The 21,652-nt window shown below is 69.7% G+C and carries 16 protein-coding genes and 1 riboswitch; of the genes, 8 read left to right on the top strand and 8 right to left on the bottom strand.

What is annotated here, in order from left to right; all coding sequences use genetic code 11:
• Positions 1–10 precede the first annotated feature (10 nt).
• Complete coding sequence (locus tag AMD30_RS06530; protein WP_055475104.1) at positions 11–1,435, top strand: hypothetical protein; 1,425 nt, start codon at positions 11–13, stop codon at positions 1,433–1,435.
• Positions 1,436–1,469: 34 nt separating this feature from the next.
• Entirely contained in the window at positions 1,470–1,910 is a 441-nt protein-coding gene (locus AMD30_RS06525; protein WP_055475103.1) for a hypothetical protein, read from the top strand.
• Between the two features lie 31 nt (positions 1,911–1,941).
• On the opposite strand, the gene glpK is transcribed toward AMD30_RS06525, so the two are convergent.
• A complete protein-coding gene (gene glpK / locus AMD30_RS06520) occupies positions 1,942–3,429 on the bottom strand; it encodes a glycerol kinase GlpK (RefSeq protein ID WP_010841928.1) in 1,488 nt (495 codons plus the stop codon).
• A gap of 76 nt (positions 3,430–3,505) precedes the next feature.
• Between glpK and glpD the strand changes: the two genes are divergently transcribed.
• Together glpD and AMD30_RS06510 are read left to right on the top strand one after the other, a co-directional pair.
• Positions 3,506–5,248 carry a glycerol-3-phosphate dehydrogenase gene (gene glpD, locus AMD30_RS06515; RefSeq protein ID WP_010841929.1) on the top strand — a complete coding sequence of 581 codons (1,743 nt, stop codon included), beginning with the start codon at positions 3,506–3,508 and terminating at the stop codon, positions 5,246–5,248.
• 84 nt (positions 5,249–5,332) lie between these two features.
• Complete coding sequence (locus AMD30_RS06510; RefSeq protein WP_014926241.1) at positions 5,333–5,755, top strand: pyridoxamine 5'-phosphate oxidase family protein; 423 nt, start codon at positions 5,333–5,335, stop codon at positions 5,753–5,755.
• 31 nt (positions 5,756–5,786) lie between these two features.
• Here AMD30_RS06510 and AMD30_RS06505 read toward each other — a convergent pair whose 3' ends face one another.
• Positions 5,787–6,578, bottom strand: a complete 792-nt coding sequence (locus AMD30_RS06505; protein WP_010841931.1) for a DNA-formamidopyrimidine glycosylase family protein — start codon at positions 6,576–6,578, stop codon at positions 5,787–5,789.
• An 8-nt stretch (positions 6,579–6,586) separates the two neighbouring features.
• Positions 6,587–11,203, bottom strand: a complete 4,617-nt coding sequence (locus tag AMD30_RS06500; protein ID WP_055475102.1) for an ATP-dependent helicase — start codon at positions 11,201–11,203, stop codon at positions 6,587–6,589.
• Between the two features lie 16 nt (positions 11,204–11,219).
• Positions 11,220–11,387: riboswitch (cobalamin riboswitch) on the top strand.
• Between the two features lie 37 nt (positions 11,388–11,424).
• On the opposite strand from AMD30_RS06500, the gene AMD30_RS06495 reads away from it, so the two are divergent.
• From AMD30_RS06495 to AMD30_RS06480, 4 genes are all read left to right on the top strand, one after another.
• On the top strand, positions 11,425–11,661 hold the full coding sequence (locus tag AMD30_RS06495; protein WP_010841933.1) for a CbtB domain-containing protein: 237 nt from the start codon (positions 11,425–11,427) through the stop codon (positions 11,659–11,661).
• Positions 11,662–11,702: 41 nt separating this feature from the next.
• Complete coding sequence (locus AMD30_RS06490; RefSeq protein ID WP_055475101.1) at positions 11,703–12,533, top strand: CbtA family protein; 831 nt, start codon at positions 11,703–11,705, stop codon at positions 12,531–12,533.
• Between the two features lie 13 nt (positions 12,534–12,546).
• Entirely contained in the window at positions 12,547–13,041 is a 495-nt protein-coding gene (locus AMD30_RS06485) for a histidine phosphatase family protein (RefSeq protein ID WP_055475100.1), read from the top strand.
• Positions 13,042–13,157: 116 nt separating this feature from the next.
• Complete coding sequence (locus AMD30_RS06480) at positions 13,158–14,381, top strand: acyl-CoA dehydrogenase family protein (RefSeq protein WP_044507826.1); 1,224 nt, start codon at positions 13,158–13,160, stop codon at positions 14,379–14,381.
• Between the two features lie 22 nt (positions 14,382–14,403).
• Here AMD30_RS06480 and AMD30_RS06475 read toward each other — a convergent pair whose 3' ends face one another.
• The 5 genes from AMD30_RS06475 to AMD30_RS06455 all read right to left on the bottom strand — a co-directional run bounded on the left by AMD30_RS06475 (position 14,404) and on the right by AMD30_RS06455 (position 21,505).
• On the bottom strand, positions 14,404–15,741 hold the full coding sequence (locus tag AMD30_RS06475) for a diacylglycerol/lipid kinase family protein (protein ID WP_055475099.1): 1,338 nt from the start codon (positions 15,739–15,741) through the stop codon (positions 14,404–14,406).
• Positions 15,738–17,189 (bottom strand): hypothetical protein, encoded by a 1,452-nt coding sequence (locus AMD30_RS06470; RefSeq protein ID WP_055475122.1) that lies wholly within the window; start codon positions 17,187–17,189, stop codon positions 15,738–15,740. The genes AMD30_RS06475 and AMD30_RS06470 overlap by 4 nt, the downstream gene beginning before the upstream one ends.
• 102 nt (positions 17,190–17,291) lie before the next feature.
• Complete coding sequence (locus AMD30_RS06465) at positions 17,292–17,720, bottom strand: DUF7144 family membrane protein (protein WP_055475098.1); 429 nt, start codon at positions 17,718–17,720, stop codon at positions 17,292–17,294.
• A gap of 174 nt (positions 17,721–17,894) precedes the next feature.
• The gene (locus AMD30_RS06460) at positions 17,895–20,660 is read right to left on the bottom strand and encodes a molybdopterin-dependent oxidoreductase (protein ID WP_055475097.1); all 2,766 of its coding nucleotides are present in this window, start codon (positions 20,658–20,660) and stop codon (positions 17,895–17,897) included.
• Positions 20,657–21,505: an FAD binding domain-containing protein gene (locus AMD30_RS06455; protein ID WP_055475096.1), complete on the bottom strand. Its 849-nt coding sequence runs from the start codon at positions 21,503–21,505 to the stop codon at positions 20,657–20,659. The genes AMD30_RS06460 and AMD30_RS06455 overlap by 4 nt, the downstream gene beginning before the upstream one ends.
• Positions 21,506–21,652 lie beyond the last annotated feature (147 nt).

Genomic DNA, 21,652 nt, shown 5'->3' with positions numbered 1-21,652 from the left:
AGGGGGTGTCGTGACCTCGCCGGAGAAGTCCTACAACACCTACGGCAGCCGCAACGAGCGCATGTTCGGCGGCGACCGCACACAGTGGGCGGGCATGAGCATCGACGAGATCCTCGATGTCCTGAGCACCATGGAACCGGGACGCGCGCGCGGTGACGTCGAGACGATCCTGAAGGCGATCGAGTCCGTCCGGCGGGCAGCCGAACGGATGCAGGCGATGTTCGGCGACGGCATGCTCGGGGTGGCCTCCGACGCGGCACTGGAAGCCGGCCGGTCGCTGTCCGCCGATCTGACGGCGACGTCGGACACCGCGAGCCGGATCGGTGACGCGCTGACGAGCGCGACGGGAATCCTCGGGTCGGCCCGCGGTCAGGAGGGGCGGCTGCGCGAGTTGCAGCAGCACATCCGAGACAATCCCGAGGACGCGCCTTCGGTGCGGCATGAGGCCGATCGCACCATGACGGGTGCCTACTCGTCACCGATGATCGGACTGCAGCACTCCCTCCCGCACGACCCGACCGGCGCCAACGGAGTCACCGCAGGCCTCCCGGGCGCGGCAACGGGTGGTGGCCCCGGAACCGGGGGCTCGGGGTCCGACGCCGCGCGGGGTCAGGCGGGTAACACCGTCGATGCCGGCGACTTCGGCCGCCCCGCACCGTCCGGCGTGCCGGCACCGGTCGGCGCCGTCGGCCCGCCTCCGGGTGGCGGAGGTCCGGGTCCGTCGTCGACGCCGTCGGGGTCGGGAGGTCCGCCCTCGGGTGCCTCGGGCCGCGGCAGCACCGACGGGTCCGACGGCCTGCTGCGCGGAGGCCGGGCCACACCAGAGTCGACGACCCGGGGTGCGGCGACACCGGGATCGCACGCCGCGGGCGCCGACGGCACCGCGGAGTCCGGGTCCCGCGCCGGAGCGTCGGGGAGTGGTGCCGGAGCCGGAGCGGATGTCCCGGCCTCGACGGCCGTCCCCGCCTTCCTGTCGCCCGGGGCGGTTGCGCCACCGCTGTCTGCCCTGCCGGCCACTCCGACGCCGGCAACCCCGACTGCCGGCACCCCGACACCGGCGTCTCCGGCCGGGCCGGTCGCCCAGCGCCCGGCGGGGATGCCGCCCGCCGGCGTACCGGGCGGTGGCAGGCGTCCCGGAGCCGAAGACGACCGTCACCGGGCCGCTCCGTACCTCCACAACCGGGAACACGGTGCGGAGATCGTCGGCGACATGCCGCTCGTCGGTCCGCCCGTCATCGGCGACTGGATTCGGCAGGCGTTCCCGGCAGCCGCCGATCCTCCGGCGGCCGATTCCCGGGAGACCTCGTCCCCGCGGTCCGCCCCGCCCGGCGACACTGATCCTGCGCGCGACAACGGCACTGCAGCGCAACCGCTTTCGGGCGACGACCGAACGTCCGCGGAGGGGCCGGTCCCGTCGAAACCGGAGCCGGCGTGATCGTCGAGAATGCCCATTCGCGACGGGTGGGGTCGTGCTGAGGCGGGTCGACCGGTTGCCCGGCGGCGTCGCCCGGCTGGTCGATGCGGTGCCCGACGAGGACCTCACCGCGTGTCTGCACCTGATCGTCGCCACCGTTATGGACGTGACGGCGGTGTCGACACCCGAGATCCGGGAGGTGATCGGTCACTGGCGCCGGCAGGGCGGTGCGACGATGGCCGGCGTCGCACGACTCCGGCTCGTCGCCGCCCAGCACGACTTCGACGCATTCGCGCACCAGCGTCGCGGCGACGTCGCCGCACAGCGCGACAGCTTCCGCCGTGCCCGTGCCGTCGACTGCGCCGTGGCAGCGATGTCGCCGTCGACCACCGGTGAGTCCCCACGCGACGCGCTCCGCGAATCGGCCTACGAGGCAGCCGCGGCACTCGGCGGAAGTGCCGGTGTGGTCGCCGTCCTCGCCGACCACGTGGTGTGAGGCGCGGCCGTCGGCCGCGGTTCGCGCCGGTTCAGGTCAGGCCGAAGCTGTGCTCGACCGCCCGGTTCCACCCCGCGTAGAGGCGGTCGCGTTCGGCTGCCTCCATCCCCGGCTCCCACCGCTTGTCCTCGGCCCAGTTGGCGCGGATCTCGTCCTCGCTCTCCCAGAAGCCCACCGCCAGGCCGGCCGCGTAGGCCGCCCCGAGCGCGGTCGTCTCGTTGACGACCGGGCGCACGACCGGGACATCCAGGATGTCGGCCTGGAACTGCATGAGCAGTTCGTTGACGACCATGCCGCCGTCGACCTTGAGTGTCGACAGTTCCACCCCGGAGTCGGCCTGCATCGCCTCGATGACCTCCCGGGTCTGAAAAGCGCTGGCCTCCAACGCTGCCCGCGCGATGTGACCTTTGTCGACGAAGCGGGTGAGACCCACGATGACGCCGCGGGCGTCGGGCCGCCAGCGCGGCGCGAAGAGTCCGGAGAACGCCGGCACGAAGTAGGCACCACCGTTGTCGTCGACCCCGGCGGCCAGTCCCTCGACGTCGGACGCCTGCGAGATCAGGCCGAGATTGTCGCGCAGCCACTGGATGAGCGAACCGGTCACCGCGATCGAACCCTCGAGTGCGTAACGCGCGGGCTGGTCGCCGATCCGGTAGCAGACGGTGGTGAGCAGCCCGTGCTCACTGAAGACCGGCTCGGTGCCGGTGTTGAGGAGCAGGAAGTTCCCGGTGCCATAGGTGTTCTTCGCCTCGCCGGGTTCCAGGCAGGCCTGGCCGAATGTCGCGGCCTGCTGGTCTCCGAGGATGCCCGACAGCGGTACGCCGGGGAGGGGGCCGTTGCCGCGGAGAGCGCCGAAATCGCCTGAGGAGCTCTTGATCTCGGGCAGCATGGCCATCGGGATGCCCATCTCGGCGCAGATCTCGGGGTCCCACTGCTGGGTCCGCAGATCCATGAGCATCGTGCGTGAGGCATTGGTGACGTCTGTGACGTGCCGGCCACCGTCCACGCCGCCGGTCATGTTCCATGCAATCCAGGAATCCATTGTGCCGAAACACAATTCCCCGTTCTCGGCGCGCTCGCGGAGGCCGTCGACGGAATCGAGGAGCCACCGGGCCTTCGGGCCGGCGAAGTAGGTCGACAGCGGCAGGCCGGTGCGATCGCGATAGCGGTCCATGCCGACGTCGCCGGCGAGTTCGGTGCACAGGTCGTCGGTCCGCGTGTCCTGCCAGACGATGGCGTTGTGCACCGGCTTGCCGGTGTCGCGCTCCCAGATCACGGTGGTCTCGCGCTGGTTGGTGAGGCCGCACGCGACGATGTCCTTGGCGGTCAGCTCGGCCGATGCGAGGGCAGCGGCCCCGACCCGGCGCGTGTTGCGCCAGATCTCGGCGGCATCGTGCTCCACCCAGCCCGCGCGCGGGAAGATCTGTTCGTGCTCGAGCTGTTCGACGCCGACGACGTGCCCTTTGTGGTCGAAGATCATCGCCCGGGTCGAGGTGGTGCCCTGGTCGATCGCCGCCACGTATTTGCCTGACCTACCCACGCCGGACAGTGTCGCACGCTGTCGGACCCACCGAGATCAATTAGGCTCGGCAACCATGAACACCGAGTTCAACCCGGACCGGCCGGCCGACATGGGGCCCCTCTACCGCGCCGAGGCGTGGCGGAGGTTCGGGGAGGAGCAGTTCGACGTAGTGGTCATCGGCGGAGGCGTGGTGGGCGTCGGCGCCGCACTCGACGCGGCCACCCGCGGCCTGCGGGTGGCGCTCGTGGAGGCGCGTGACATCGCCTCGGGTACCTCGAGCAGGTCGTCGAAGATGTTCCACGGTGGGCTCCGTTATCTCGAACAGCTCGAATTCGGGCTCGTCCGTGAGGCTCTGCGCGAACGTGAGTTGTCGCTGCGGTTCCTCGCGCCGCACCTGGTGAAGCCGCTGCCGTTCCTGTATCCGCTCACGCAACGTGTCTGGGAGCGGCCGTACGTCGGAGCCGGCATCTTCCTCTACGACCGGATGGGCGGCGCCAAGTCCGTTCCCGGACAACGTCACGTCACCCGGTCGGGCGCATTGCGCGCGGCGCCGGCCCTCAAGCGCAGCTCGCTGATCGGCGGAATACGTTACTACGACACGGTCGTCGACGATGCTCGGCACAGCCTCACGGTGGCCCGCACGGCGGCCAACTACGGTGCGGTCATCCGGACGTCGACCCAGGTGACCGGCTTCCTGCGCGAATCCGACCGGGTGCTCGGAGTCCGGGTGCGCGACACCGAGAACGGCGACGTCACGGAGATCCGCGCGCACTGCGTGATCAACGCCGCGGGGGTGTGGACCGACGAGGTACAGGCGCTGTCCAAGCAGCGCGGGCACTTCAAGGTTCGGGCGTCCAAGGGTGTGCACATCGTGGTGCCGCGCGACCGCATCGTCAGCGAGACGGCGATCATCCTGCGCACCGCCAACTCGGTGCTGTTCGTCATCCCCTGGGAGACGCACTGGATCATCGGTACCACCGACACCGACTGGAACCTCGACCTCGCGCATCCGGCCGCCACCCGCGCCGACATCGACTACATCCTCGAACGCGTCAACGAGGTCCTGGTCACCAAGCTCACCCACGACGACATCGAAGGCGTCTACGCCGGCCTGCGGCCGTTGCTCGCCGGCGAGGACGACGAGACCTCGAAGCTGTCCCGCGAGCACGCGGTCGCGACCGTCGCGCCCGGACTCGTGTCGATCGCGGGCGGGAAGTACACCACCTACCGGGTGATGGCCGCCGATGCCGTCGATGCGTGCGACGACTTCATCCCCACCCGCGTCGCGCCGTCGATCACCGAACGCGTCCCGCTGCTCGGTGCGGACGGCTACTTCGCGCTCATCAATCAGTGTGAGCACCTCGGGCGCCGATTCGGGTTGCACCCGTACCGGATTCGGCGTCTTCTCAACCGCTACGGGTCGCTTATCGACGACGTGCTCTACTACGCCGACGGGGACAAGAGCCTGCTGCAGCCGCTCGCCGCGGCGCCGCAGTATCTGCGTGTGGAGGTGGTCTACGCGGCGGTCGACGAGGCGGCGCTGCATCTGGAGGACGTTCTCGCCCGGCGGACCCGCATCGCGATCGAGTACTCCCATCGCGGGGTCGACTGCGCCGACGAGGTCGCCGACCTGCTCGCGCCGCTGCTCGGGTGGACCACCGAGCAGCGTGACTTCGAGGTGGCGACCTACATCGCGCGTGTCGAAGCCGAGGTGGCCTCGCAACAGCAACCCGACGACGACTCCGCCGACGCCTTGCGCGCCGCGGCCCCCGAGGCCCGGGCCGAGATTCTGGAGCCGGTGCCCGTTCCGCGGTGACGGTGGGGGCCGAGTCGGGACGTTGGCCTCTGTCCCGCCGCCCGTTCGTGGAGCACGATCGGGGTGGGGGAGAAGGAGACGGTCATGGTCGACGAAGCGGTTCGGGTGCTCACCACCGACGAGGCCTGGGATCTGTTGGGAGCCGCCGAGCTCGGCCGGATCGCGTTGAGCGTCGACGGTCAGCCCGACATCTTCCCGGTCAATTTCCATGCGACGCCGGACCGCGTCCTGCTGCGGACCGGTGAAGGCACGAAATTGTCGGAGCTGGCGGTGAATTCGCGGGTGGCGTTCGAGGCCGACGGGTACACCGACAGTGACGGGTGGAGCGTCGTCGCCAAGGGGACGGCGCGCATCCTGGTGTCCCTGCAGGAGATCGAGGCCGCCGACCAGCTGCCGTTGCGGCCGTGGATCGCGACGATGAAGTACAACTACGTGGAGATCACGGTGGACTCGATCACCGCACGCCGCTTCGAGTTCGGGCCCGAGCCCGAGCGTTACCCGGTGTAGACCGCGGACGTCGATCCGACGATCCCGGCCATCAGATCTGACACCGGGGGCACCAGTAGATGGATCGTTCGCCGCCGGTGGATTCGAGTTCGCCGCGCTTCACCGGCGTGGCGCAGCGTCGGCACAGCCGGCCCTGGCGTCCGTACACCCACATCCGGGCGTTGGGCGAGGTGTTACCCGTGGTGGTGCGTGCCGATCGCATCCGGTTGGCCCACAACAGGCGTCGGCTCAGGTCCACGACCGGCCCGAGGTCGACCTCGCGCACCGGTCGGGTCGGCAGGACCCGGCGGAGGAAGCAGATCTCGCTGCGAAAGACGTTGCCGATCCCGGCGATGAGGCGTTGGTCGAGCAACGCGGCACCGATGGTCTCATCCGGTTGCGAGGCGAGTCGCCGGATCGCCTCCTCGCGGTCGAAGTCGTCGGCGAGCAGGTCGGGACCGAGGTAGGCGAGCGCGGCGTCGGGGTCGGCGAGCAGTTCGAGCACACCCAGGTCGAAACCCACCGCCTCGTGGTCGGCGGTGCGCAGCACCGCGCGTGCCTGATAGGCCGGTCGCCGCCAGCGCTGCCCGCGAGGATGCACATGCCAGGCACCCTCCATCTTCAGGTGTGAGTGGATGCTCACGGTGTCACCGGTTCCGGGGCTGCTCTCGGCGATGTCGATGAGCAGGTGTTTGCCCACCGAGCGAACCGCCGACACCTCCCGGCCGGACAGATCGGCGGTCGCCAGTGACGGGATCCGGAAGTCCGTCGACTCGAGCACGCGGCCGGCGAGCCCGGCCCGCAGACGTGCCGCGGCGGCGAAGACGGTGTCGCCCTCAGGCATGGCCCCCCTCAGGCATGATCACCGAAGCGCAGGCGGATGCCGCGCGGTGTCGTCGAGAACCCGGCTTCGACGAGTACCTTGCCGAAGTCGGTGGCGCGCACGGGCTCGGAGTCGATGTGGTCGATCGTCAGGCGGGAGATCCGACCGCGCCGGACGAGCGCGACCAGCGCGCCGGCGGCCGACTCCAGCCGCGGGATCGAGTCGCTGAACGTGAGCAGCGTCTTGCCGCCGCGCTCGACGAAACTCACCAGTTCGCCGTCCACGAGCACCACCAGCGCTCCCGGTTTGCGGCCCGGGCGGTGGCCGGCGTCGGTGTCGCGGGACCGCGGCCACTCCAGCGCGGCCCCGAAGGGGTTGGCCGGATCCGTCGCGGCCAGCACCGTGGCCTCGCGGGGCGGTTTGCGATCGGGGAGTGCATGCCGGCGCAACTCGTCGACCGTGGCGGGCGAGGCGAACTGTGCTCCGCCGAGACCGTCGACGTAGTAGCCGCGACGGACGTGTCCGTTGTCCTCGAAGACGGTGAGCGCCTTGTACACCCGCGCGAAGCCCCCGGTGACCTCCTCGGCGACGACGCTCCCGCGCGTGATCACGCCGTACCGGGTGAGCAACTGGTCACACAGGCCCTGCGTGGCGATCGTCGGTTCGGTCGAGGGGTGGTCGAGAGCGAACCAGCGACCGCTCGCCGTCGGCGACACCGGCGGCGACGTGGAGTGCTCGGTCAGATACCGGGCCGACAGACGACCGGCGCGGAGCCGCGGTGCGCGCCCGCGTGCCCGATGAGCCGGGGCCGAGCGCGGTGCGGACGGGCTGCGCCGTGGCTGCAGGAGTGCCCGGACGGGCGCGAAGCTGTCGTTGCTGACCTGTCCGGCCCATACGAGGTCCCACAGCGCGCTCTCGATGTCGGCGGCCGGCGTGGCGGTGCCGGTGCTGATGTCGGCGGCGATCTGCGGGAATCGCAGTGCACCACCGGGTTCGAGAGCGGCCGTGACCGCGTCGTGCACCGGGGTCGTGTCGATCTCGTCGGCGTCGGGCAGCGTGAGCACCGCGACGTCCGCCGGATGCAGGGCCACCCAGCCGTCGGAGTTCCCGATCCGACCGTGGCCGGACCAGATCACCTCGCCGGCGCTGAGCAGTTCGTCGAGCATGGGCGGTGCATAGTCGGAGATCCGGGCGGGCAGGACCAGTGACTCCCACGCCGACGCCGGGAGCGGGAACCCCGCCAGCTGGTCGATCACCGTCGCCACCCCGTCTACTCCCCGCAGTTGCGTGCCCGGCGAGGCGTGCTGCCAGTCGGCGAGGAAACGGGCGAGTACGTCGGTGCCCACCGGTGCCACCTCGGCGCGGCTCGCGGCGAGCGAGCCTCGGCGGATCTGACCGAGCACGTCGGTGTGACACCACTGGCCCTCGCGGGGGGCGGTGTCGGCGCCGCTCTCCGGCAGGAAATCGCCTTCGACGACGCGTCGTTCCGCGGCGAGGCGGTTCAGGGTGTCGCGCACGACCCCGGTGGCGACACCCAGGGCCGCGGCGGCCTCCGGGACGGTGAACGGGCCGTGGGTGCGGGCGTAACGGCCGATCAGGTCCCCGACCGGATCGGGCACCGGTTCGAGGTAGGCCGCCGGGATGCCGAGCGGCGCCGGAACCCCCAGCGCGTCGCGGAGGCGGGCGGTGTCGTCGATCGCGGCCCACAGGGCGCGAGCGTTGTGGTTCACCGAGATGATCTGCCCGACGCGGTGCAGTTCGGTGAGCAGTTCGGGCGCGGGAGTCTCGCCGCGGTACCTGGCCGCGACCTCCTCGGTGGTGAGGGGCCCCAGCCACCGCAACAGGTCGACGACGTCCTCGGCGTCGCGGGCCTGGCGTTCGGGGGACAGGCGCTGGAGCCGGGCGATCACCTCGGCGATGACGGCCGGGTCGAGCAGTTCCCGCAGGTCGACGCGTCCGAGCAGTTGTGCGAGCAGGCTGGTGTCGAGGGAGAGTGCGGCCGCTCGGCGCTCGGCGAGCGGAGCGTCGTCGGCGTACATGAACGCCCCCACGTACCCGAAAAGCAGCGAGGCGGCGAAGGGAGACGGGCTCTGTGTCTCGGTCTCCACGACCCGGATCCGGCGCGTGCGGATGCGGGTCAGCAGATCGAGGAGCGCGGGGAGATCGTAGACGTCCTGCAGGCATTCGCGAACCGCCTCGAGCACGATCGGGAAATCGGGGAACTTCGATGCGACGGACAGCAGTTGCGCGCTGCGCTGCCGTTGTTGCCACAGCGGGGCGCGCCGCCCCGGATCCCGTCGGGGCAACAGCAGTGCGCGTGCGGCACATTCGCGGAACCGGGACGCGAACATCGACGAGTCGGCGAGCCCGTCGGTCACGAGTTGCTCGACCTCGTCCGGGTCGAGGAGGAACATGTCCGCTCCGGGTGGGGCGTCGTCGGTGTCGGGCATGCGCAGGATGATGCCGTCGTCGGAGGCCGTGGTCGCGCCTTCGATCCCCAGCGTCTCCAGCAGCCGCTGCGAGATGGCACTCGCCCATGGTGCGTGGACACGTAAACCGTAGGGGGAGTGCAGGATCACTCGCCAGTCGCCGAGCTCGTCGCGAAACCGTTCGACGACCAGCGTGCGGTCGGTGGGCAGGTGGCCGGTCGCCTCGCGCTGTTCGGCGATGAGTGTCGCGAGGTTGGTGCGGGCGTTCTCGGTCAGTCCCAGGCGATCCGCGTGGTCGTCGAGCTTCCCGGGATCGGCGATCGACTGGGTGAACGCGCCGATCGCGGCCCCGAGTTCGGCGGGTCGTCCTTTCGCGTCGCCGATCCAGAACGGCAACCGGCCCGGCTGACCGAACGCGGGCGAGACCAGGACGCGGTCGTGGGTGATGTCCTCGATTCGCCAGCTGGTCGCCCCCAGGGCGAACACATCGCCGACCCGCGACTCGTAGACCATCTCCTCGTCGAGTTCGCCCACGCGAGTGGCCTTCTCGCCGACCATGAACACGCCGAACAGGCCGCGGTCGGGGATCGAACCGCCCGAGGTGACCGCGAGGCGCTGGGCTCCGCGGCGGCCGGTGATGACTCCGGCGTCGCGGTCCCAGTTGACCCGGGGGCGCAGCTCAGCGAACTCGTCGGACGGGAAACGTCCCGCGATCAGGTCGAGGGTCGCGTCGAAGACGCCTCGGCCCAGTTCGCGGTAGGGCGCCGCTCGCCGCACCACGTCGTACCAGTGGTCCACCTCGAGGTCGTCGACCGCTGCGGCCGCGATGGTCTGCTGGGCGAGGATGTCGAGGGGGTTCTGGGGAACCTTGATCTCCTCGATCGCCCCGTCGAGCATCCGGCTGACGGTCACGGTGCAGTGCAGCAGGTCGGTGCGGTGCTTCGGGTAGAGGATGCCCTGGCTGATCTCGCCAACCTGGTGTCCCGCGCGACCGATCCGCTGCAGTCCGCTGGCGACCGACGGCGGCGACTCCACCTGGATCACGAGATCGACCGCGCCCATGTCGATACCGAGTTCGAGTGAGCTGGTGGCCACCACGCACGAGAGTCGTCCGGCCTTCAGGTCGTCCTCGATCTGGGCGCGCTGCTCCTTGCTGACCGAGCCGTGGTGTGCGCGGGCGAGCACCGGCTCCGCGCCGGAGCTCGCGCCGCTGCCCATCACGAACGCCGGGGCACCGCCGGCGACCGACGGATTGCCGGTCGGTTCGGCCGGTTCGCCGTGGCGTTCGGCGTGGATCTCGTTGAGCCGGGCGGTGAGTTTCTCGGCCAGCCGTCGCGAGTTGGCGAAGACGATCGTCGCCCGGTTGGCCTCGATCTGGTCGACGATCGAGGCCTCGACGTACGGCCACAGCGAACCGGCGGTCGGCGAGAACGCGTCGTCCAGCGCGGCGGGATCGGCATCGGACACCGGGGGCGGGATGTTGGCCATGTCCTCGACGGGGACGTCGACGCGCAGGTCGAACGTCTTGTCGGCTTTGGGTTTGACCACCTGACACGGCGCGGCGCCGGACAGGAACCCCGCCACCACCCCCGGCGGACGGACGGTCGCCGAGAGTCCGATCCGCTGGGCGGGCTTGTCCAACAGCTCGTCGAGGCGTTCCAGGGTCAGCGCGAGGTGAGTGCCGCGTTTGGTCGCGGCGACCGCGTGCACCTCGTCGACGATGATCGCCTCCACACCGGTGAGGCTCTCCCGCGCGGCCGAGGTGAGCATCAGGTACAGCGACTCCGGGGTCGTGATGAGGATGTCGGGTGGGGTCTTGACCAGGGCGCGCCGGTCGGCGGCCGAGGTGTCGCCCGAACGAACGCCCACGGTGATGTTCGGCTCCGGGAGATTGAGTTCCTGGGCGGCGCGGGTGATGCCGGTCAACGGCGCGCGGAGGTTGCGCTCGACGTCGACGGCCAGTGCCTTCAGTGGCGAGATGTAGACGACCTTGGTGCCCGCGGGACGGCTGTCGGGGTCGGCGGCGAGCCGGTCGAGGGCCCAGAGGAACGCCGCCAGGGTCTTGCCCGACCCGGTCGGCGCGATGACCAGGGTGTTCGCGCCGTCGGCGATGGAGGTCCAGGCGCCCTTCTGCGCGGCCGTGGGCGAGGTGAACGCGCCCGTGAACCATCGTCGGGTGGGGGCGGTGAAGCGGTCGAGCACCGAAGCGCGGGGCATCTCTCCACTATGTCGCACGCGTACGACAGGACGCGGTATACAGTCATCCCACGCCTGTACGGGGAATCCGGTGAGAGTCCGGAACGGTCGCGCCACTGTGAACGCTGCCCATCGACGCGGTCGACGTTTCGACGGTGACGGGGAGACGTGAGTCAGGATGCCGTGCCGGCGTGCATCATATCCACGGACTCTCCGACGCGAGATCGGCGAAAGGACCCACCATGACAGCTCCTCGTACCACCGCGGTTGCACAGGCCGCACCGGCCCGTGCCCTGGCCGTACCGAACCTCTCGGTCGCGAGCACCGCCCTCTGGCTGAGCCTGACCGTGCTGTTGGCCGGACTCGCCTACTACTTCCTCGGGTACGACCAGGGTGTCGTGTCCGTCTTCGGTTCCGACACCCACGTGCACGAGTTCGTGCACGACGCCCGTCACTTCCTCGGCTTCCCCTGCCACTGAGCCGGCCTCGCCGGCCACACCGACAGGAAGTCGAACTCAATATGGAAAAGAAGTTCATCGGCGCCGGCCTGCTCGCAGGTCTGATCGCAGGAATCGTCTCGTTCGTGTTCGCCCGGTTCTACCTCGAGCCGGTGGTCGGCAAGGCCGTCGACTACGAGGGCGCCCGATCGGAGGCTGAGGAGGCGCTGGCCCACGCTGCCGAGCCGGGCGGCCACACCCACGGTGAGGGCGGTGAGCTGTTCACACGCGCGATGCAGGAGAACCTCGGTGCCGGCGTCGGCAACGTCGTCTTCGCCCTGTGTATGGGTGCGTTCTTCGCGGTGGCGTTCACCGTGCTGTGGAGCTACCTCGGCAGCCGTCACCCGGCCACCGATCCGCGAGCGGTCGCCGGCGCGCTGGGCGGGATCGGTTTCGTGGCCGTGTTCGCCGTGCCGTTCTTCGCCTACCCGGCGAACCCGCCCGCCGTCGGCGACGACGAAACGATCGGCGAACGAACCGGGGCCTTTCTCACCATCACCGTCGCGTCGGTGATCCTCGCGATCGCGGCGGTCGTCCTCGCACTCTGGCTGCGCCCGCGGATCGGCGGATTGATCTCGGCGGTCGCCGGCACCGCGGCCTACCTGGTCGGGGTCGCGATCGTGCTCGCGTTCTCGCCGTCGTTCAGCGAGGTCCCCGAACCGGTCCGCAACGACGCCGGCCAGATCGTGTTCCCCGGTTTCCCCGGTGACGTGATCGGAGATTTCCGGGTGTACGCGATCGCCAACCAGGTGATCCTCTGGACGGTCCTCACCGTTGTCTTCGCCTTGCTTCTGGGGGCGATGGCGCGATCGCGGACCGCCGATCGCGCACCGGCGGTGTCCTCGCAGGGCTGAGGCGATCGGTCACATGGACATCATCACCGCCGGTCGCACCGGCCCGAATCGGTCGGTGCGATTCGGCGGTGATCCGGTCCTGGACGAGCGCGGCCGTTCATCCGTCCTGCGGCTCGCCGCGTCGGTGACCCGATCCGTCGACACCTGCGGGCCGGAGGTCTCGACCCGGGAGACCGCCGAGTTGCTCGGTTCGACACCAGACCTCGTCGTCGACGACGCGCTGCGGACCCTGGACGTCGGGACGTGGGCGGGCCGTACCCCGGAGGACATCGATCCGGCCGAACTCGGCGGGTGGTTCGCCGACCCGGGAGCACGGCCGCATGGGGGCGAGAGCGTCTCCGATTTCGTCGACCGCGTCCACGCCTGGCGCGCCGCGCAGACGCGCCACGGCGATCGGTGTGTGGTGGTGGCGATGCCGGTGGCGCAGGCGCTGCTGTGCACCGATGCGGGACGGTTCTTCGCGCACGAGGTGCGCCCGGCGACGCTGTACACCTGCGCCGACGTGTGAAAGGAACAGATTCGCGACCACGTACCTAGACATCGGCAGTGACTCCTGACACAGTTGGGGACGACGAAACTGAAACATGTTCGCCCCCGGGCGGACACCGGTCTGGGAGTGTGACGATGTTCGAGTGGTCCGATGAAGATCTGATGGTTCGGGACGCCCTGCGGGCGTTCATCGACAAGGAGATCCGGCCACATCTCGACGAGCTCGAGTCCGGCGTCCTGCCGCCCTATGACATCACGCGCAAACTGCTGTCGAGCTTCGGTGTCGACGCCATGGCCAAGGATGCGCTCGAGAAGGAACTCGAGGCGGAAGCCAAGGGGGAGAAGAAGTCCTCCGGCGACGGTGGCGGCATGGGTGGATCGATGTTCATGATGGTCAACATCGAGCTCGCGGGTGTGTGCCTCGGCCTCGTCGCATCTCTGGGCGTGAGCATGGGGCTCACCGCCTCGACGATCCGCGGCAAGGGCACGCTGGCCCAGAAGAAGCGCTGGCTGCCGGAACTGGTCACGATGGAGAAGGTCGGCGCCTGGGCGATCACCGAACCCGACTCAGGGTCGGATGCCCTCGGCGGCATGAAGACAACGGTTCGTCGTGACGGTGACGACTACATCCTCAACGGACAGAAGACGTTCATCACCAACGGCCCCTACGCCGACACCATCGTCGTGTTCGCCAAGCTCGACGACGGCAGCGGAATCCCGATGCGGGATCGCAAGGTCCTGTCGTTCGTCCTGGACAAGGGAATGCCGGGCCTGATCCAGGGCAAGCCGTTCAAGAAGATGGGCATGATGAGCTCGCCGACGGGCGAGTTGTTCTTCGACAACGTGCGCGTCGGCAAGGACCGTCTGCTCGGCGAGACGGAGGACACCGGTTCGGATTCGCGTGGATCCGAAGGCGCGAAGGCCGGTTTCACCGCGGAGCGCGTCGGCATCGCCGCGCTGTCGCTGGGCATCATCAACGAGGCACAACGGCTGTCGATCGACTACGCGAAGAACCGGAAGCTGTGGGGTCAGGAGATCGCCCAGTTCCAGCTCATCCAGCTCAAGCTCGCCGAGATGGAGGTCGCCCGGATCAACGTGCAGAACATGCTCTTCAGTGCCCTCGAACGCGGCAAGGCGGGTAAGCCGCTCAGCCTCTCCGAGGCATCGGCGATGAAGCTCTACTCGTCCAAGGCGGCCACCGATGTCGCGATGGAGGCGGTGCAGCTGTTCGGCGGCAACGGTTACATGGCCGAGTACCGGGTGGAGCAGCTCGCGCGAGATGCGAAGTCGCTCATGATCTATGCCGGCAGCAACGAGATCCAGGTGACGCATGTCGCCAAGGGGTTGCTGCGCGGCTGAGGCTCCGCCGCTCCAGCTGTGGTCAGGAGGCGCGGTGCGGATGCCACGCGAGGTACCACAGCTGGAGCCAGTCCAGTTGCGGTGGCGCGACCCGGGTCTCGGGGCGGTGCCGGGGAACGCGCACGCGGAGTGCGCCGGGTGTGATGGTGCAGCGCACCGGCGTCGTGAGCTGTAACGATTCGCCGTCGACCCCGACGGGGATGACGTCGGCGTCGGCGTCGACGGTCACCTCGGTGGCGGTCCGCTGGACCAGTCCACGGTCGTGCGTGCGGCGTAACAGACCGACTGCCTGCCGGGTGTCGGACACCGAGACGGTGACGACCCCGAGGAGTCCCTCGTCGATGCGGGTGCGGCGGCCGAGCCCGGCGACGTCGTTGGTGGCGTAGGGGCCGTTGCTGACCAGGATCGCCTGGGGATCGGAGACGGGCTCGTCACCGATGACGGCACGCAATCCGGACCTCGATCCTCTCCCGAGGAGGTCGGGGAGCATGCGTAACACCGTGCGCGTCTTGTCATCCCGGTACTGAGGGCTCTGCACGACCTCGGCGTAGATGCCGAACGAGGCGTTGTTGACAAAGGGGCGACCGTTGATGTGACAGAGGTCGACGCGGAACTCGACGCCGTCGCGCAGTGCGTCGAGGCACCGCGCCGGATCCTGGCGGTCGAGTCCGAGATCGAGGGCGAAATGGTTTCGTGTCCCGGCACTGACGACCAGGAAGGGCACCCCGGATTCGGCGGCCACTCCCGCGACGAGCGCCTGGGTGCCGTCGCCGCCGGCGACCCCGAGCAGGTCGGCCCCGCGGGCCACTGCGTCCCGGGCCAGTTGGGCCACGTCGATCTCGACGGGCCCGCTCAGCAGCGCGACTTCGGCGCCCAGGGACTCGGCTTTGCGCTGCAGGTCGAACCGGCCGACCTTCCCGCCACCCGAACGCGGGTTCATGATGATGAACGGGCGGTGGACGTCCGGCGCCGGGTGTTCGGGCATCAGGGAGTCGATGCGGGACGGCCGCAGCGCGCGCCGACCGCATCCGACCGCGGCGGCCGCCAGCAGCGCGGCGGCGATCACGACCCAGAGCTGTCGCTCGCGAAGGAGGAACACCACGAGAACCGCCACCGGCAGGACCGCGAGAGCGGCCGAGACGATGCGGAGGACACCACGGCTGATGAGGAACCAGTACACCGCGGCGACGATGACGACGGCACAGACACCACAGATCGCCAGGAGGCCCAGCAGGCGGAGGAGGCCGGCGGCGGCCACCGGCAGCAGGATCGCGGCGACGGCCAGCGCCATGGCCGCGCGCGCCCACCATCTGCGTGTCGTGGGCGGCGCGACCTCGGCGGCGACCGACGCCTGACTCATACCGTCTCGACGGCCGGCGTCGCCGCGCCGGGCGTCTCCTGATCCGGTGGATCGGACTCCTCGTTCCGATCCTTGGCGGCCCAGTCCTTCGCCGGCCTGATCACGAGTTCGAGGATCAGGAGTGCGAGGAGTCCGAAGACGGCGATGAGGAGGACCACCAGACCGGTCGGATAGCTCCAGAAGACGAGCAGCAGCGCCGCGATGCCGATGATCGCGCTGCGCAACGCGATTCGCGCGCGGAACAGGCTCTCCTCGAAGGCATTCGGCGGCCGCGAGCGTCGTATCCGCTGCACCGAGTCGAGTCCGTGGCCGAATCCGCGCCGGACGGCCGTGGCCGAGGCGGACCCGCCCAGCAGGTAGGCCCCGACGGCGACCACGAGCCCGAGGACCGCCACGGCACGCAGCGCCAACCGCAGCGGATCGAGCACCGTGTCGATGGTGGCGGCCGCGGCATCCGGGGCGAGGATGTCGGGCGGCATCGCGTCGAGATAGAGCGCTCGGCCGATCAGCAACGCGATGGCGAGGACGAGCATGGCGAGGACGAGTGACAGTCCGGCGAGCGAGAGGGCCCGCAGACGCCGACCGCGGGGTGCGACGGCCACGGCGGCGAAGGCGAGCGCGATCGTCAGCCAGGGCAGGACGTCGGCGGCGGTGTCGAGTGCCGAGACGGCACGCTGGGCGCGGACCAGTTCGGGTGAGCGGAACAGGACGAACTGCTTGTCGACGGCGGGGATCTTCTCGGCGAAGGTGAAGCCGCGGTCGAGGAGGCGTGCCTTGACGTTGTCGATCACGGTACCGAGCGAGATGCTGACGGTGCCGGAGTCGTCCACGGTCACCGACGACGGTCCGACGTCACCGGTCACGACCGCGACAAGGGCGGTGTGTGCGGCCCGATTCGCCTGCAGCCACAGGGATTCGAACTGATCGCCGGCGACGAACGACGACACGGTCTGTTGCACGAAGCCGCGGGCCTGGCCGGCCAGGACGGGAGCGAGACCCTCGACCGCCCGATCGACGCGTGGTGCGTTCTCGGTGGCCGGAACCGCGTCGGTCAGGGTCGTCAGCGCCGCCGCGGTGAGTCCCTCGACGTCGATGCGACTGAAGATCTCATCGGTGATCGTGTTCGAGATCTCGGCTTGCACTGCGGGATCCGAGGCGAGCGGAGCGACGGTGCTGACGTAGCGGTCGGTGTCGAGGATCTCGCCACGGACGAACCGCGAAGTCACCGAGGTGATGGCGAGTACGGCGACGAGGATGCACAGGACCGCGACGGCGAACCAGCGCCACCGGTTCCGCCGGGTCGGGTCGGGGGTCTTGGTGGCCGGCCCGGTGCCGGCCGCGTCGCGCAGGCGCGCGACCTCGGCTCGTAGTCGTTCGAGTTCGGCGCGCTCGGAGTCGGTGATGCCGACGCTCGGCTCCGCGCTCTGTCCGTTGGTGTCCGTGGTCATCTCGACGCCGCCCTTCCGGCCGCTGATCGTCTGGGGTTCCGGTGCTGACAGAACGCGCTCCACCGCCGAGGGGTGCCTCGACGGTGGAGCGTGGGTCGGGATCTAGCGGTATTCGGCCTTCGGCTGCCAGGTCGAGACGGCCCAGATGACCACGATGTCGAGAGCGATGATGAGGATCGACCACCAGGGGTAGTAGGGCAACCACAGGAAGTTGGCGATGATCGACAGACCGGCGATCACGATCGCGGTGAACCGTGCCCAGGTCGCGCCGGTGACGAGTGCGATGCCGACGCCGGCCATCACGACCCCGAGGGCGATGTGAATCCAGCCCCATGTGGTGAAGTCGAGCTTGTAGACATACTCGACGCCGCGGACGAAGACCTCGTCCTCGGCGACCGCGGCGATGCCCTGGAAGAGTTGGATGACACCGAGGACGATGAGGATGATCGCGGCGCCGATGGAGGTCCCCGCGGCGATGTTCTGTGAGGTGGATGGACGGTTGTTCTCGTGGGTGGGTGCGGTGTGAGTCATGACGACGCCCTTCTCTGGACAACCTTGACTGTGGACTACACGTACAGGGGGAGTGTCCTCCGAGTCATGCCGCCCCGCAACCGTTTCGGCGAGAGCGGGCCCAGAATTGTGACCATGGGCCGGAACTCGATGCCGTTGCCGCGCAAACCGATGCGCATTGCTAACGAAAAGGGGTCAGGTCTCTTGCCGAGCGAGTCGCCAGATGCGGTCGCGTGACATCGGCGTCTCACCGGGCCGGCTCCCGAGTGCGCGACGGATGGCGTTCGCGAGCGCCGGCGCGACCGGGTTGTACGGTGACTCGCTCATCGATTTGGCGCCGAACGGGCCGAGTTCGTCGCTGGTGTCGGCGAAGTAGACCTCCGTGACGGGGATGTCGGCCATCTGCGGGACGCGGTACACCCGGAAGACGTTCGTGATCGGCCGTCCGGCCTCGTCGATCATGATCTCCTCGTAGAGCGCGGTGCCGATGCCTTGCGCGACACCACCTTCCACCTGGCCGCGACATTGCTCGGGGTTCATCACGGTGCCCGCGTCGGCCGCGTGCACCGATTGCAGGATGCGGACGGTGCCGGTCTCGGTGTCGACCGCGACGCGGAAGGCCTGCACGTTGAACGCGATGGACCGCATCTCCCCGCGTTCGGCGCCCGCGGCGACGGCGCGCGGTCCCGCGGGGTGCTCGACCCGGTTCGACGGGTCGACAGCGCCGATGAGATCGGCGAACCCGACGATCCGGCCGTCGACGAGCGCGCCCTCCACGCCGAGGCCGACCTGTGCCGGGTCCGCTCCGGTGAGCTGCGCCGCGGCGTCGACAAGGGTGTCACGCAACGCGAGACATGCTGAGTGCAGCGCCTTCCCGGCCACGGTCGTGCCCGCCGAGGCGAACGCCCCGGTGTCGTGCACGACGGCATCGGTGTCGCCGTGCCACAGCGAGACCCGGTCGAGTCCGGTCGACAGCGCGGTGGCGACGATCTGGGCGTGGACCGTGGTCGTGCCGTTGCCGAACTCGGCGGTGCCCACGCCCACGTGGTACGTGCCGGCGGCGTCGACCGCGACGGTGACGTCGGCGAAGTGCCCGCGGGGGGCCATGGTGGCGATCGCGGCGATGGCCATGCCCTCGCCGACGCGCCAGCGGTCCCCCGACGGTGCCTCGACCCCGTTGCCGGCGTGCAATGCACGCTCGGCCAGATCGAGACACTGGTCGAGTCCATAGCTGCCGTAGACCAGGTCGACCTCGGGTTCGGCGCGTGCGATGAGGAGGGGATCGCCGTCGGCGACGGCGTTGCGGCGTCGGAACTCGAACGGGTCGATGCCGAGTTCGATCGCGAGTTCGTCCATCGCGCTCTCCACGGCGAAGACCACCTGGCCGAGGCCGTAACCCCGGAACGCGCCGGACGGCGGGTTGTTGGTGTAGACGACCTCCGCGTCGAGGCGCTTCATCGGGCAGTTGTACACCGACACCGATTCCGCGCACGCGTGGAACATCACGCCGATCGCGTGGTTGCCGTAGGCGCCGGTGTCCGACAACAGGTTCACGCGCAGGCCGGTGAGCCTGCCGTCCGCGTCGGCTCCGACATCGACGGTGACCCGCATCGGGTGCCGGTACGTGGTCCGGGTCAGTTCGTCGGTGCGGCTCATCTCGTAGGCGCAGGGTTTGCCGGTGCGGAGTACGGCCAGGGCGACGAGGTCCTCGGTCAGCATCTCCTGCTTGCCGCCGAACCCACCGCCCACCCGGGCGCTGAAGACCCGGATACGCTCCGGCGGCAGATCGAAGAGGAGCGCGAGCTCGTTGCGGACCAGGAACGGGACCTGGGTGCTGGTCCGGATGACGAGGCGCCCGTGTTCGTCGAACCACCCGATCGACCCGTGGGTTTCCAACTGGGCGTGGGAGACCCGCCCGCTGGACCAGGTGCCGTGCACAGTCGCCGACGATGCGGCGAGTGCGGCCTCGACGTCGCCGCCGAACCCCTCGTGAAAGGTGGCGATGACGTTGCGATGGGCCTCGGCGACCCGGTCGGCGGGAGTGCGATCGGGGTGCAGCAGTGGGGCTCCGGGGCTTCTGGCCGCTTCCGGGTCGAAGACCGCGGGCAGAACTTCGTAGGTGACGTCGATGAGCGCCAGGGCCTGGTCGGCGACGGCCGGGGACGACGCGACCACCGCGGCGACCCGCTGACCGACGAATCGCACCACCGGGTCGAAGACGAGTGTGTCGTCGGGATCCTCGAGGCGGCTCTCGTGGCGTCCCGTGGAAAACCGCGGAGTGGAGACGTTTTCGTGGGTGAAGATCAGCTCGACGCCGGGTAGCGCGGCGGCGTCGGTGGTGTCGATGGCGGTGATCCGTGCGTGCGCGTGCGGCGAACCGAGTACGTGGATGTGCAACGTCCCGGGCGTGGGGACGTCGAAGGTGTACGGCTCGGTTCCGGTCACCACGCGCCGGGCGGCGAGCGGAGCGACCGACTCGCCCACGAGTGGCCGTTGCGCGGGCTCCGCGGGCGCAGCGGGGGATGCGGTGCCCGTGGCGGCCGCGGTGATCGCGTCCCGGATGGAGCGGTAACCGGTGCAGCGGCAGAGGTTTCCCTTCATCCGCCGCGGCAGGTCGGGGAGATGCTCGGCGGTGACGGTGGAGGCGGTCACGATCATTCCGGCGGTGCAGAAACCGCACTGGAATCCGAAGTTGTCGACGAAGGACTGCTGGACGGGGTGCAGGTCGTCGGGGGTGCCGAGCCCGGCCACCGTCGTCACCGACTTCCCGGCGGCGCGGTGAGCGGGATAGATGCAGGAGTGCACGGGCTGTCCGTCGACGAGCACCGAACACGCCCCGCAGTCGCCGGCGTCGCAGCCCTTCTTGACCTCGTAGTGTGCGTGTTCGCGGAGCAGCATCCGAAGGCACTGTCCCGCAGCGGGTTCGGCGTCGAGCGACTCTCCGTTGACCTCGAATCTCATGCGCCGGCTCCGAATCCCATGTCCTTGATTCCGTTCGTCGCCGACGACAACTCCGTGCGGATCTCCTCGCCCAGCACCGCCGAGACGCCGCGGCGCCAGTCGGCCGAACCCAGCGCGTCGGTGTAATAGCCACTTGCCGAGACGATGTCGTCGTGCAGCGCGTCGCGGGTCGGTAACCCGGTGTAGCGCAGAACGGTCGGCCATTCGGTGGCCGCGGTGATCCCGAAGGTGGCGGCGCCGTCGTCGTCGACCCGGCCGGTCACCACGGCCCCCGAGCGACCGAGCTCGGCGAGGGCGATCTTGCGCACGGAGGTGCGGGCGCGTAACGCGTGGGCGGGGAAGTCGATGGCGCGCAGGACTTCTCCCGGTGCCAGGAGGTTGATGCCGTTGCCGATGACCAGCTCGGCGACGGGTAGATCGCGGTCGGTGCCATCGGGACTCCACACGTGGGCGGTCGCGTCGAGCCCGACCGCCAGCGAGACCATCGACGCCGCCGCGTACGACCGGCAGATGTTGCCGCCGACGGTCGCCATGTTCCAGATCTTGAACGACGCCAGCAGTGCGTTCGCGCACTGCGCGAACATCGGGTGGGCCACGAAGCCGGAGCGCGGGGGGAGTGCGACGAGTTCGGCGATCGTGCAGGTGGCCGCGATCCGGAGACCACCTCCCGGCAGGTCTTCGACAGGTGCCCAACCCATCTCGCTCAGGTCGACTAGTCCCGTGGTCGCCGGCTGCGGCTCGGAGAACACCCAGGTGCCACCGGCGACGATCTGTTCGCCGGGCGCGGGGAACGCCTCATCCCGCGTGCGCGCGAACCGGTAGTGGGAGACGGCGGTGAGGTCCATCAGCGTGCCTTGTCGAGGAGGCGGGATGCGGCGGTGGGTGGCTCCCACCGTACGAGGCCGATGCGCCCGTCGGAGCGGATCGCGGAAGTCGACGTCGAGAGAAGCACGGCGTCACGCTACGTGCATCCGGTGCGGTCCGCATCTCGT

This window comes from Gordonia sp. HS-NH1 (assembly GCF_001418765.1).
Lineage (GTDB): Bacteria > Actinomycetota > Actinomycetes > Mycobacteriales > Mycobacteriaceae > Gordonia.
The sequence above is the reverse complement of the archived record's forward strand: the minus strand, read 5'-3'. Positions and strand labels throughout refer to the sequence as shown.

What these genes read in the sequence shown, in the direction of transcription:
- AMD30_RS06455 (WP_055475096.1), bottom strand. Translation starts at nt 21,505, where the DNA reads ATGGACCTCACCGCCGTCTCCCACTACCGGTTCGCGCGCACGCGGGAT.
- AMD30_RS06485 (WP_055475100.1), top strand. Translation starts at nt 12,547, where the DNA reads ATGGACATCATCACCGCCGGTCGCACCGGCCCGAATCGGTCGGTGCGA.
- AMD30_RS06500 (WP_055475102.1), bottom strand. Translation starts at nt 11,203, where the DNA reads ATGCCCCGCGCTTCGGTGCTCGACCGCTTCACCGCCCCCACCCGACGA.
- AMD30_RS06465 (WP_055475098.1), bottom strand. Translation starts at nt 17,720, where the DNA reads ATGACTCACACCGCACCCACCCACGAGAACAACCGTCCATCCACCTCA.
- AMD30_RS06480 (WP_044507826.1), top strand. Translation starts at nt 13,158, where the DNA reads ATGTTCGAGTGGTCCGATGAAGATCTGATGGTTCGGGACGCCCTGCGG.
- AMD30_RS06495 (WP_010841933.1), top strand. Translation starts at nt 11,425, where the DNA reads ATGACAGCTCCTCGTACCACCGCGGTTGCACAGGCCGCACCGGCCCGT.
- AMD30_RS06490 (WP_055475101.1), top strand. Translation starts at nt 11,703, where the DNA reads ATGGAAAAGAAGTTCATCGGCGCCGGCCTGCTCGCAGGTCTGATCGCA.
- AMD30_RS06475 (WP_055475099.1), bottom strand. Translation starts at nt 15,741, where the DNA reads ATGAGTCAGGCGTCGGTCGCCGCCGAGGTCGCGCCGCCCACGACACGC.
- glpD (WP_010841929.1), top strand. Translation starts at nt 3,506, where the DNA reads ATGAACACCGAGTTCAACCCGGACCGGCCGGCCGACATGGGGCCCCTC.
- AMD30_RS06470 (WP_055475122.1), bottom strand. Translation starts at nt 17,189, where the DNA reads ATGACCACGGACACCAACGGACAGAGCGCGGAGCCGAGCGTCGGCATC.
- AMD30_RS06505 (WP_010841931.1), bottom strand. Translation starts at nt 6,578, where the DNA reads ATGCCTGAGGGCGACACCGTCTTCGCCGCCGCGGCACGTCTGCGGGCC.
- AMD30_RS06510 (WP_014926241.1), top strand. Translation starts at nt 5,333, where the DNA reads ATGGTCGACGAAGCGGTTCGGGTGCTCACCACCGACGAGGCCTGGGAT.
- AMD30_RS06460 (WP_055475097.1), bottom strand. Translation starts at nt 20,660, where the DNA reads ATGAGATTCGAGGTCAACGGAGAGTCGCTCGACGCCGAACCCGCTGCG.